Origin of the sequence: Streptomyces sp. AgN23 (assembly GCF_001598115.1) — a bacterium.
In the GTDB taxonomy this organism is placed as follows: domain Bacteria; phylum Actinomycetota; class Actinomycetes; order Streptomycetales; family Streptomycetaceae; genus Streptomyces; species Streptomyces antimycoticus.
Genome location: NZ_CP007153.1, coordinates 8,662,635 through 8,676,547, shown reverse-complemented (window position 1 = coordinate 8,676,547; position 13,913 = coordinate 8,662,635). Strand labels below are relative to the sequence as shown.

The following is a 13,913-nucleotide window of genomic DNA, read 5'->3' as shown; positions in this document are numbered from 1 at the left end:
ACCCGGACGTGACGGTGCGCAACGTGTACGGGCCGACCGAGGCCACCGTGAACTGCGCCGAGTACCGCCTCGCCCCCGGGGCGCCGCTGCCGGACGGGCCGGTGCCGATCGGGCGGCCGCAGGCCAACGCCCGGCTGTATGTGCTGGACGCGGGGCTCGAACCGGTGCCCGAAGGCGTGACCGGGGAGCTGTATCTGGCCGGTGAGGGGCTGGCGCGCGGCTATCTGCACGCGCCGGCGCTGACCGCTGAGCGGTTCGTGGCCGACCCGTACGGCCCGCCCGGCGCCCGGATGTACCGCAGCGGCGACCTGGCCAAGTGGAACCGGGCCGGGGAGCTGGTGTACGTGGGCCGCGGCGACGACCAGGTCAAGCTGCGGGGCTTCCGGATCGAGCTGGGCGAGATCGAGGTGGCGCTCGCCGCGCATCCGGCCGTCGCCGGCGCGACGGTGATCGTGCGCGAGGACCGGCCGGGCGACCAGCGTCTGGTGGCCTATCTCGTCCCGGCGCCCGGCGCCGCGCCCTGCGCGCCCGCCGACCTGGCGGGGCATCTGGCCGGGCGGCTGCCGGAGTACATGGTGCCGCAGGCATATCTGACGGTGGACGAGCTGCCGCTGACCGCGCACGGCAAGGTGGACCGCGCGGCGCTCCCCGCGCCGGTGGCGGACCGGCGGGACGGGCCGGGCGCGGCCGGTGCGCGCACCCCGCAGGAAGAGCTGCTGTGCCACCTGTTCGCGGACATGCTCGGGGTGCCGGACGTCGGCGTGCACGACAACTTCTTCGATCTGGGCGGGCATTCGCTGCTCGCCACCCGGCTGGTCAGCAGGATCCGCTCGGTCTTCGGGCTGGAGCTGCCGATCCGCGCCGTCTTCGAGGCGCCCACGGTGGCCCGGCTGACCGCGCACCTCACCCAGGCCGGGGCGGGCCGCCGCGCGCTCGCGCCGATGCCGCGCCCGGCCGAAGTACCGCTGTCGTTCGCCCAGCGGCGGCTGTGGTTCCTCAACCGCTTCGACGACGCGGCCGACTCCGCGTACAACCTGCCGATCGCCCTGCGGATGACCGGTGCGCTCGACCGGGACGCGCTCACCGCGGCGCTGGGTGACCTGGTGGCGCGGCACGAGGTGTTCCGCACCGTCTTCCCCGAGTCCGCCGGTGTCCCCGTCCAGCGGGTGCTCCGCGTGGACGAGGCCGCGCCGCGGCCGGACGTCACCGAGACCACCGAGGAGCAGCTGCCCGGGCTGCTGGCGGCCGAGATGCGCGGCGGCTTCGATCTGACCGTCGAGCCCCCGCTCCGGGCCCGGCTGTTCGCGCCGGCCGCGGATACCCATGTGCTCACCCTGACGATGCACCACATCGCGGCCGACGGCTGGTCGCTCGCCCCGCTCATGGCCGACCTGGCGACCGCCTACCGGGCGCGGGCCACCGGCCGCGAGCCCGGCTGGCAGCCGCTGCCCGTGCAGTACGCCGACTACGCGCTGTGGCAGCGCGCGGTGCTCGGCGACGAGGCCGAACCGGACAGCCCCATCACCCGGCAGCTGCGCTACTGGGAGGAGACGCTGGCCGGGCTGCCCGACGAGCTGTCCCTGCCCACCGACCGCTCCCGCCCGGCCGTGGCGAGCTACCGGGGCGCGCACGTCCCGGTGGAGATCCCCGCCGAGCTGCACCAGCGGATCGGCGAGCTGGCCCGGTCCCGGCAGGCGAGCGTCTACATGGTGTTGCAGACGGGCCTGGCGGCGCTGCTCTCGCGCCTGGGCTGCGGCACGGACATCCCGATCGGCAGCCTGATCGCCGGACGCACCGACGAGGCCCTGGAGGACCTGGTCGGATTCTTTGTCAACACCCTGGTGCTGCGCACCGACACCTCCGGCGAGCCGACCTTCGCCGAGCTGCTGGACCGGGTACGCGCGACCGACCTGGCCGCCTACGCCCACCAGGACCTTCCGTTCGAGCGCCTGGTGGAGGCGGTCAACCCGGGCCGCTCGATGGCCCGCCACCCGCTGTTCCAGGTGGCGCTCAACCTGCAGAACGCCGCGCGGGCGGACTGGAGCCTGGGCCTGCCGGGGCTGACGGTCGAGCCGGAGGGCTTCACGCTGGAGACGGAGAAGTTCGACCTGTCCTTCACCTTCACGGAGCACCACGCCGCGGATGGCACACCGGCCGGTATCACCGGCACGGCCGGCTACGCCGTCGACCTGTTCGACGGCGAGCGGGTGGCCGGTCTGACGGCCCGCCTGGTGCGGCTGCTCTCCGCGGCCGTCACCGCGCCCGACGAGGCGGTCGGGGAGCTGGAGCTGCTCGATCCCGAAGAGCGGTCGGCGCTGCGCACGGCGGGCACCGGGCCACGGCGCACGGTCCCCGCCGACGGCGTCGACGCGCTGCTCGCCCGGCGCGCCGCGGCCGCCCCCGGCGCCCTCGCGGTGCGCGGCCCCGACAGGTCGCTGACCTACGGCGAACTGGACGCCGCCGTGACCCGGCTGGCCCGGCGCCTGATCGAGCGCGGCGCGGCGCCCGGCAGCCTGATCGCCGTGGCCCTGCCGCGCGGCACCGGCATGCTGGTGGCGCTCCTGGCGGTCCTGCGCTCGGGCGCGGCGTATCTGCCGCTGGACCCCGCGCACCCCGCGGAGCGGTTGGCCGCCACCCTCGCCGACGCACGTCCGCTGCTCGCCCTCGCCACCCGCACCACCGCCGCGGCCCTGCCCGAGGGCACGAGCCTGGAGCTGCTGGACGACGCCGGGCCGCACCGCGGACCGGATGCGCCGGCGCGGCCGTGGGCCGACGGCGAGCGGGCCGCGCCGGTGCATCCGGAGCACCCCGCGTACGTCATCCACACCTCGGGATCGACCGGACGGCCCAAGGGGGTGGTGGTGCCGCGGCGCGCGCTGGCCAACTTCCTGGGCGACATGGCCGAGCGGTTCCCGCTGGGGTCCGCCGACCGGCTGCTGGCCGTCACCACGGTGTCGTTCGACATCGCCGCGCTGGAGTTGTACCTCCCGCTGGTGAGCGGTGCCGCGGTGGTCATCGCCGACCGCGACACGGTGCGCGACCCGGCGGCGCTGCTGGGGCTGGCCGGCGAGGCGGGCGCGACCGTTCTGCAGGGGACGCCGTCCCTGTGGCAGGCCCTGGTCGCGCACGCCCCGGACGCGCCGCGGGGCCTGCGCGCCCTGGCCGGCGGTGAGGCGCTGCCGCGCGAACTGGCGGACCGGATCACCGGGGCCGGCGCGGAGCTGACCAACCTGTACGGGCCGACGGAGACCACCATCTGGTCCACGACCGCGGCGCTCGGCGCCCGCCCGGGCGCCCCGGCCATCGGCGCCCCGATCGCCAACACCACCGTCCAGGTCCTCGACGGGCGGCTGCGGCCGGTCCCGGCCGGGGTCGCGGGCGAGCTGTACATCGGCGGCTCGGGCCTGGCCCACGGCTATCTGGGGCGGCCCGGCCTGTCGGCGGAACGCTTCGTGGCCGACCCGTACGGCCCGGCGGGCACCCGGATGTACCGCACCGGGGACCTCGCCCGGTGGGGCTCCGACGGGTGCCTGGAGTACCTGGGCCGGGTCGACCACCAGGTGAAGCTGCGCGGGTTCCGCATCGAACCCGGCGAGATCGAGGCGGCGCTGACCCGCCATCAGGACGTCGCCCGGGCGGCGGTGCTGTTGCGCGAGGACAGACCGGGCGACCGGCGGCTCGTCGGATACGTCGTGCCGGCGCCCGGCCGGGCGGCCGACACCGGGGCGCTGCGCGCGCATCTCGCGGCGTCTGTGCCCGAGTACATGGTCCCCTCGGCACTCGTCGCGCTCGACGCGCTGCCCATGACGCCCAACGGCAAGCTCGACCGGCGGGCCCTGCCGGAACCGGCGGCCACGGGCCAAGGTGCCCCGGGCGGTGCCCCGCGCTCCCCGCGCGAGGAGATCATGTGCGGGCTGTTCGCCCAGACCCTCGGCATGGACGCCTTCCCGGTCCATGACAGCTTCTTCGAGTCCGGTGGCCATTCGCTGCTGGCGACGCGGCTGATGAGCCGGGTGCGCACGGTCTTCGGCGTCGAACTGCCGATCCGCGCCCTGTTCGAGCACCCCACCGCGGCCGGGCTGGTCGGCCGGCTCGACGGCGCCGACCAGGCGCGCCCCGCGCTGCGCCCGCTGCCCCGCCCGGAGGTGCTGCCGCTGTCGTTCGCCCAGCGCCGGATGTGGCTGCTGCACCGTCTGGAGGGGCCGAGCCCGACGTACAACATGCCGTTCGTGGTGCGGCTCTCCGGCGACCTGGACCGGGACGCGCTGCGGACCGCGCTGGACGACGTCCTCGACCGGCACGAGAGCCTGCGCACCCGCTTCCCCGAGGTCGACGGCGTGCCCAGTCAGCAGATCCTGACCGGGGACGACGCCCGGGTGGAGATCGCCGTGCGCCGGGTGACGCCGTCCGAGGTGGAGGCCGCGACGGCCGAGGCGGTCCGGGTCCGGTTCGACCTGACCGCCGACCTGCCGGTGGCGGCGTCCCTGCTCTCCCTGTCGCCCACCGAGCACGTCTTCGTGCTGGTCGTCCACCACATCGCGGGCGACGGCTGGTCGATCGGCCCGCTGGCCGGGGACGTGGCCCGGGCGTACGCGGCCCGCTGCGCCGGGCGGGCACCCGACTGGGAGCCGCTGCCGGTGAGTTACGCGGACTACGCGCTGTGGCAGCGGGAGCTGCTGGGCGAGGAGTCCGATCCGGACAGCCTGTTCGCGACGCAGGTCGGCCACTGGGAGCGGGCCCTGGCGGACCTGCCCGACCAGCTGAACCTGCCCACCGACCGGCCGCGCCGGGCGGTGGCCGGCTTCGAGGGCGGACGGCTGGGCATCCGGCTGCCCGCGCGGCTGCACACCGCGATCCGGGCGCTGGCCCGGCAGCAGGGTGCGAGCACCTTCATGGTGATGCAGGCCGCGGTGGCGGCGCTGCTGAACAAGCTCGGCGCGGGCACGGACATTCCGCTGGGCAGCCCCATCGCGGGCCGCACCGACGAGGCGCTGGACAAGCTGGTCGGCTTCTTCGTCAACACCCTGGTGCTGCGCAACGACCTCAGTGGCAACCCCTCGTTCGCCGAGCTGGTCGGCCGCGCCCGGGAGACGGCGCTGGCCGCGTACGCCCACCAGGACGTGCCGTTCGACCACCTGGTGGAGGTGTTGCGGCCGGACCGCTCCGCGGCACACCAGCCGCTGTTCCAGGTGATGCTGGCCCTGCAGAACGCCACGGCGGCCGCGGACCTCGAGCTGCCCGGGCTCACCGTCACGGCCGCGGACGGCTTCACCGGCGCCTCCCGCTTCGACCTGTTCTTCAGCTTCGCCGAGCAGTTCGACGACGACAGCGGCGCGCCGGAGGGCATGGACGGGTTCGTCGAGTACAGCACCGACCTGTTCGACGCCGCCACGGTCGCCGGGCTGCTGGAGCGCCTCGAGCGGCTGTTGACCGCCGTGACCGCGGATCCGGGGCGTCCGGTCTCCTCGATCGATCTGCTGGGCGAGGAGGAGCGGGAGACCGTGGTGCGGCGGTGGAACGACACCGCCACCAACGCCGTGCCGGACAGTGTGACCGGGCGGTTCGCCGCCCAGGTGGCGCGCACGCCGGACGCGGTGGCCGTCGCCGCGGGCGAGCGGCAGCTGACCTACCGGGAGCTGGACGAGGCGTCCGACCGCCTCGCGCGGCGCCTGGTCGCACTCGGGGTCGCCCCCGAGGACCGGGTCGCCCTGTTCCAGGAGCGCTCGCCCGGGCTCGTGGTGTCGATCCTCGCGGTGCTCAAGTCCGGCGCCGCGTATGTGCCGATCGATCCGCGCTACCCGGCCTCCCGGCGCGGCCACATCATGGCGGACAGCCAGGTCTCGGTGCTGCTCACCGACCTGGCCTCGCCCGCGCCGGAGTGCGCGCACGACGCCACCGTCCTCGTGGTGGACGCCCCGGCGCCGGCCGGCGGGCAGGACGTGCCTCTCCCAGTGGCCGTGCGCCCCGAGCAGCTGGCGTACGTGATGTACACCTCCGGTTCGACCGGGGTGCCCAAGGGCGTGGCGATCACGCACGCCGACGTCACGGCACTCGCGGCGGACCGGGCGTTCGCCTCGGGCGCGCACCGCCGGGTGCTGCTGCACTCGCCGCAGGCGTTCGACGCGGCCACCTACGAGCTGTGGGTGCCGCTGCTGAACGGCGGCCAGGTGGTGCTGGCCCCGCCGGGTGACCTGGACCTTCCGACCCTGGAGCGGGTCGTCGCCGAGCACGCGGTCACCGGGCTGTGGATGACCGCCGGGCTGTTCCGGCTCACCGCCGAGGAGGCCCCGTCCTGTTTCGCGGGCGTGGCCGAGGTGTGGACCGGCGGCGACGTGGTGCCCGCGGAGGCGGTGCGGCGGGTCATGGCGGCCTGCCCGGGGACCGTGGTCGTGGACGGCTACGGCCCGACCGAGACCACCACCTTCGCCACCCGCTTCCGCATGCCGGACCCCGATGACGTCCCCGCCCAGATCCCCATCGGACGGCCGCTGGACAACATGCGCGTCCACGTTCTGGACGACGGGCTGTGCCCGGTCCCGCCCGGCGTCCCGGGCGAGCTCTACATCGCGGGCGCCGGACTGGCACGCGGCTACCTGGAACGGCCGGAGCTGACCTCCGAGCGGTTCGTGGCCGATCCGTACGGCCCGGCGGGCGGCCGGATGTACCGGACGGGCGACCTGGTGCGGTGGAACGCCCAGGGCGCGGTGGAGTTCCTCAGCCGCGCCGACGACCAGGTCAAGATCCGCGGCTTCCGGATCGAACCGGGCGAGATCGAAGCGACGCTCGCCGGCCATCCGGACGTCGCCCAGGCGGCCGTCGTGGTGCGCGAGGACCGCCCCGGCGACCACCAGCTGGTGGCGTACGTGGTGCCGGGCGCCGACGGCACCGCGGAGGAGACCGGCTCCGCCGAGGAGCAGATCGACCAGTGGCAGCAGCTGTACGCGCAGATGTACGGCGCGGAGCGGCCGGAGGAGTTCGGCGAGGACTTCAGCGGCTGGGCCAGCAGCTACACCGGCGAGGACATCCCGATCGAGGAGATGCGCGAGTGGCGGGACGCCACCGTGGAGCGGATCCGTGCCCTGCGGCCCCGCCGGGTGCTGGAAATCGGCGTCGGCAGTGGACTCCTGCTGGCCAAACTCGCCGGCAACTGCGAGACCTACTGGGGCCTGGACTTCTCCGCCGAGGCCATCGCCGTACTGCGCGCCCAGGTAGCGGCCCGGCCCGAACTGGCCGATCGGGTCGAGCTGAAGCTGCGCGCCGCGCATGAGCTGGAGGGGCTGCCCACCGGCTTCTTCGACACCGTGGTCATCAACTCCGTCGCCCAGTACTTCCCCCACGCCGCCTACCTCACCGACCTGCTGGAGTCACTGGCGGACCTCGTGGTCCCCGGGGGTGCGGTGTTCCTCGGCGACCAGCGCAACCTGCGCACCCAGCGCGCCTTCCAGACCGCGGCGCGGCTGCACGGGTGGACCGGACAGCAGGGCGCGGCGGAGCTGTCCCGGGCCGTCGAGCAGACGATCCTGATGGAGAAGGAACTCCTGGTCGACCCCGAGTACTTCGCCGCCGTCGCCCGCGACATCCCCGCCTACACGGCCGTGGACGTCCGGGTCAAGCGCGGCCACGGCGACAACGAGCTGACCCGCCACCGCTTCGACGTGGTGCTGCGCACCGGCCCGGTGGACGCACACGACCTCGGCGCCATCGAACGGCTGCGCCACGGCGTGGACCTCACCGACCTGGCCGACATGGAGCGCGTGCTGGCCGGGCGCGGCGGCGGGCCGGTGCGCGTGACGGGCATCCCGGACGCCCGGCTGGCCGGGGAACAGGCCGCCCTCCAGGCCCTCGCCGAGGGACGGGAGGTCGCCGAGGCCGTGGACGCCCTCCACCGCCCGGCCGAGCCGGGCATCGACCCGGAGGCGCTGTATGCCCTGGGCGACCGCCTCGGGCTGGCCGTGCTCGTCACGTACGCCCCGGGCGCACCCGGGCGGCTGGACGCGGTCTTCGGCGCCGACGGGCCCCTTCTGACCGACGTGTATCTTCCCGCCACCCGCCTGGAGCCCGCGGTCCACGTCAACAACCCGCTCGGGTCACGGCAGTTGGGCACCCTGGTGGCCGAGCTGCGCGGCTACGCCGAGCAGCGGCTGCCCGCGTACATGGTGCCCGCGGCGATCGTCCCCCTCGACGCCCTGCCGACCACCGTCAACGGCAAGCTCGACCGACGCGCCCTGCCCGCGCCCGACTTCTCCGGCGCGGCCGCCTCGCGGGCGCCGCGCACCGAGCGGGAGGCGCGGCTGTGCGCGGTGATGGCCGAGGTGCTGGCCCTGCCCTCCATCGGCATCGACGACAACTTCTTCGACCTGGGCGGCGACAGCATCATGTCGATCCAGCTGGTCAGCCGCGCCCGGCGGGCCGGGCTGCTGATCGGCACGCGCGATGTGTTCCAGCACCCGACCGTCGCGGAGCTGGCCGGGGTGGTCCGCCTCGACGACGACGCCGCGGACGGGGCCGACGAGCCGGACACCGGTGAGGTGCCGCTGCTGCCCATCGTGCACTGGCTGCGCGAGCGGGGCGGCCCCATCGAGGGCTTCCACCAGTCCCGCGTCGTCCCGCTGCCCGCGGGGGCCACCCGCGAGCCGCTGGTGCGGGCGCTGGAGGCGCTGCTGGAGCACCATGCGGCGCTGCGCATGCGGCTGCACCGGGACGAGGAGCGGTGGCGCCTGGAGATCCCGCGACTCCCGGCGGCCGGCGCGGAGGAGCTGCTGGAGCGCGTGGACGTGGCGGGCCTGGACGAGGCGGCGCTGGAGGCCGCGGTCACCGCGCACCGCGAGACGGCGGCGGCCCAACTCGCCCCGGACGACGGGGTGATGGTGCGGGCCGTGTGGTTCGACCCGGGCCCGGACCATGGCGGGCACCTGCTGCTCCTGGTGCACCACCTGGCCGTCGACGGAGTGTCGTGGCGGGTGCTGGTGCCCGACCTGGCCGAGGCGTACGAGGCGGCGGCCCAGGACCGGGAGATCGCCCTCCAGCCGGTGGGCACCTCGCTGCGCGGCTGGGCCACCCGGCTGCACCGGCTGACGGCCGAGCGGCGTGCCGAGACCGGGTTCTGGGAGGAGGTGGTGCGCGCACCCGAGCCGACGCTGGGCCTCCGCCCGCTCGACCCGGCCCGCGATACCGTCGCCTCGACCCGGTTCACCCACGTCCGGCTGCCCGTGGAGCTGAGCACCGCGCTGCTGACGGACGTACCGCGCGCCATCCACGGCGGGGTGGACGACATCCTGCTCACCGCGCTGTCGCTGACCCTGACCCGGTGGCGCGCCGCGCGCCGCGGCGACGCCCGCGACGACGTCCTGGTGGCGGTGGAGAGCCACGGCCGGCACGACATCGTGGACGGTGTCGACCTGACGCGGACCGTCGGCTGGTTCACCGCGATGTACCCGGTGCGGATCGACCTGTCCGGTCTCGGCCCCGTGCGGGTGGGCGGGGCGGCCGCCGAACGGGCCGCGAAGGCGGTGAAGGAGCAGTTGCGGCGGGTCCCCGACCACGGGATCGGCTACGGGCTGCTGCGTTACCTCGACCCGGAGTCCTCCGCCCGCCTCGCGGGCGGCGCCGAACCGCAGGTCGCGTTCAACTACTTCGGCCGGTTCGCGACGCCCGGCGCCCCGCTGCCGCCGACCGCTGCCGAGCCGGTGTACGAGACCGGCCGCTATGACGGCGACACCGACGGGCAGCGACCGTTCGGCCATGCCCTGGAGATCAACGCGCGCGCGGACGACACGGCCGACGGCCCGTCCCTGAGCTGCGTGTGGAGCTGGCCGGACGGGCTGTTCACCGACGAGGAGGTCCTCGAGCTGTGCGCGGGCTGGGTCGAGGCGCTCCAGGCGCTGGCCGATCTGGGGCGCCGGCCGGGCGCCGGCGGGCGCACCCCCTCCGATCTGCCGCTCGTCCAGCTCACCCAGCGCCAGATCGAGCGGCTCGAAGCCGATCTGCCGGGTCTGGCGGACGTGCTGCCGCTCACCCCGCTGCAGGAGGGGCTGCTCTTCCACGCGCGCTTTGACGACGCCGGCCATGACCCGTACACCGTCCAGTTCCTGTGGACGCTGGACGGTCAGGTGGACCGGGACGCGCTACGGGCCGCGGCGCGCACACTGCTTCGGCGCCACCCCAACCTGCGGGTGGCCTTCCGCCAGGACGACCTGGACCGTCCGGTGCAGGTGGTGGTCGACGACCTGGCGCTGCCCTGGTACGAGCACGATCTGCGAACCTTCGGCGGCGAGGCGCTCGACCGCGAGGTGGAGCGCATCGTCGCGGAGGACCGGGCGCGCCGCTTCGACCCGGGCCGGCCACCGTTGATCCGCTTCACCCTGATCCGGGTGGCCGAGGACGCGTACCGCTTCCTGTTCACCAACCACCACATCCTGCTCGACGGCTGGTCCATGCCGATCCTCCTGGGCGAACTGGCCGCCCTGTACGGGGCGGCGGGCGACGACCGGGCGCTGCCCGTCCCGGCGGACCACCGCGCGTACCTCACCTGGCTCGCCCGGCAGGACCGGGGCGAGGCCGAGGACGCCTGGCGCGAGGCGCTGGCCGGGCTGCAGGAGCCGCTGCTGCTCGCGCCGCGGGCCGGCGCCCAGGTCACGGCCGTGCCGTCGCGCCGGGTCGTGGAGCTGGACCCGGAACTGAGCGCGGCGCTGGCCGAGCTGGCACGCCGTCACGGGCTGACCCTCAACACGGTCGTGCAGGGCGCCTGGGCCACCCTGCTGGGCCGGCTCGCCGGCCGGGACGACGTGGTGTTCGGCGCCACCGTCTCCGGGCGGCCCCCGGAGGTGCCGGGCATCGAGACGATGGTCGGGCTGTTCATCAACACCCTGCCGGTCCGGGTCCGCCTGGACCAGTCGGAGCCCCTGTCGGCGCTGCTGGAGCGGATCCAGCGGCAGCAGTCCGCGCTGATGCCCTATCCGTATCTGCGCCTGTCCGATGTGCAGCGGCTGGCGGGCCTCGGCGAACTCTTCGATTCGGCCACGGTGTTCGAGAACTACCCGGCCCCACCGCCGGGCCTGGACACCGAGCCGGGCGAGGTGGACGTCAGCGGCGACGAGACGCGCGAGGCCACCCACTATCCGCTGGCCCTGTGCGCGTCCATGCGCGGGGCGACACTGCGGCTGCGGCTGGACCACCGGCCCGATGTGGTCGACGCGCCGACCGCGGCGGGGCTCGTGGACCAGCTGATGCGCTGGCTGCGGGCGCTGGCCACCGACCCGGACCAGCCGGCCGGCGAGGTCGACCTGCTCGGCCCGGGCCAGCGCGACCAGGTGCTGCGGCGGTTCAACGACACCGCCCGCGCCGTCCCGTCGTCGCGCTGGTCCGAGCTGGTCGCCCAGCAGGCCCGGCGGGCCCCGCGGCGCACCGCCGTGGCCTGCGGACAGGAGCGGCTGAGTTACGCGGAGCTGGACCGGCGCGCGAACCAGCTCGCACGGCTGCTGACCGGGCGCGGCGCGGGGAAGGGCTCACTGGTCGCCCTGGTGCTGGAGCGCACGCCCGATACGGCGGTGGCCGTGCTGGCCGTCGCCCGGGCGGGCGCGGCGTACCTGCCGGTGGATCCGCGCTATCCGGCCGAGCGGTGCGCGTTCATCCTGGACGACGCGCGCCCGGCCCTGATGGTGGCGACCACGGACACGGTCCGCCTGCTGGAGGAGGCCGGCGGGAACCGGCCGGCGCTCGTGCTGGACGACCCGGCGGTACGGGCCGCGTGGGCGGCCCACAGCGACGCACCTCCGGTCCCGGCCGGGCCCGCCTCACCCGACGAGGCCGCGTACGTCATCTACACCTCGGGCACGACCGGACGCCCCAAGGGCGTCGTGGTCACCCACCGCGGCATCGGCAATCTGGCCGCGGCCCAGACCGAGCGGTTCGCGATCCAGGCGGACAGCAGCGTGCTGCAGTTCGCCTCGCCCAGCTTCGACGCGGCGGTCTCGGAGATCGTCACCGCCCTTACGGCGGGCGCCACCTTGGTGCTTGCCCCGGCGGCCGAGCTGATGCCGGGCCCGGCGCTGGCCGAGGTGGTCGCCCGGCACGGGGTCACCCACGCCACCATCCCGCCCACCGCCCTGGCCGCGGTGGCACCCGACGGGCTGCCCGGGCTGCGCACCCTGGTGGTCGCGGGCGAGCCCTGCCCGCCCCATCAGGTGGAGCAGTGGGCGCCGCGGCTGCGCATGATCAACGCCTACGGGCCGACCGAGCTGACCGTGTGCGCCACGATGAGCGATCCGCTCACCGCGGGCGCCGCGGTCCCCATCGGCCGGCCCATCGCCGGCACCTCCGCCTACGTGCTGGACGCGCGGTTGCGGCCGGTGCCCCCCGGGGTGGCAGGCGAGCTCTACGTCAGCGGGCCCGGCCTGGCGCGCGGCTACCTGAACCGCGGCGCGCTGACGGCGGAGCGGTTCGTCGCCGACCCGTTCGGCACGCCCGGGGGGCGCATGTACCGCACCGGCGACCTGGTCCGCTGGAGCCACGACGGGCAGCTCACCTTCGTCGGCCGGGCCGACGAGCAGCTGAAGGTACGCGGCTTCCGGATCGAGCCCGGCGAGATCGAATCGGTGCTGCTCGGCCACCCGGACGTGGCCCAGGCCGCCGTCGTGCTGCGGGAGTCCGGCCCCGCCGGGCGCCGCCTCACGGCGTACGTGGTGCCGCACGACGGGGGCCGGCTCGACCCGATGGTGTTGCGCAAACACCTCGCGGGCCAGGTGCCCGACTACATGGTGCCCGCGGCGTTCGTCGCCCTGGACACCCTGCCGGTCACCCCGCACGGCAAGCTGGACCGAGCGGCCCTGCCCGCGCCGGACACCGCGGGCAGCACCGGCGGCGGCGCGCCCAGGACACCGCGCGAGGAGGTCCTGTGCGGGCTGTTCGCCGAGGCGCTGGGAGTCGGCCGGATCGGGATCGAGGACAACTTCTTCGACCTCGGCGGCGATTCACTGACCGCGGCTGGGCTGGTCAGCAGGGTGAACCTCGCCTTCGGCACCGCGGTGAGCATCACCGCGGTGTTCGACAGCCCCACCGTCGAGGGCCTCGCCGAGCGGCTGACCGCCGGCGACGAGGGCGACCCGCTGGACGTGGTGCTGCCGCTGCGGGGCAGCGGCGGCGCCGAGCCGGTGTTCTGCCTGCCGCCGGCGGGCGGGCTGAGCTGGACGTACGCGGGGTTGCTGCGCCACATCGACCCCGAGCACCCGGTGTACGCGCTCCAGGCGCGCGGCCTGGCCCGCGATGAGCCGCTGCCGGAGTCGGTGGCGGCCATGGCCGAGGACTACCTGGAGCGAATCCGGGCCATCCAGCCGCACGGCCCCTACCATCTGCTGGGCTGGTCGCTCGGCGGTGTCCTGGGACATCTGATCGCCACCCGGCTGCAGGCCGCCGGGGAACACGTCGCGACGCTGGCCATTCTCGACGCCTACCCCGTCGTCAACGCCCACGAGGCGGTCGAGGAGCGGCCCGAGGACGTTCTGCGGCAACTGCTGGCATACCTCGGCCACGACCCGGCGGAACTGGGCGACGGCCCGCTGGACCACGCACGGGCCCGCGCCCTGCTCGACGACGGCGACAGCGCCATCGCCGGGCTGGAGGAACGGCACATCGAAGCCCTGGCGCGGGTGGGCACCAACATCTCCCGCATCACCGCGGACTTCCGCCTGGACCGGTTCCGCGGCGAGGTGCTGGTCTTCCACGCCGCGCAGGGCAAGGAGGGCTCGGCCTACACCCCCGAGTTGTGGGACCCGTACGTCGACGGGCGCGTGGTCCGGCACGACGTGGCCTGCGCCCACAACGACATCACCAAGGCCGCCGCCTGGGCCGTGATCGGCCCGGTGCTCGCCCGGTCCCTGCGCGACGCGCGCACCACCCCGACCCCGTCCGACCGTTGA

1 protein-coding gene (only partly in view) is annotated in these 13,913 nt (G+C 75.1%); it reads left to right on the top strand.

Annotated elements, in window-relative coordinates:
* Nucleotides 1-13,913: the 3' portion of a non-ribosomal peptide synthase/polyketide synthase gene (locus tag AS97_RS37670; RefSeq protein ID WP_210566459.1), read on the top strand. The gene continues 8,473 nt to the left of window position 1, outside the view; only the last 13,913 of its 22,386 coding nucleotides appear in the window; the start codon falls outside the window, past its left edge; its stop codon occupies nt 13,911-13,913.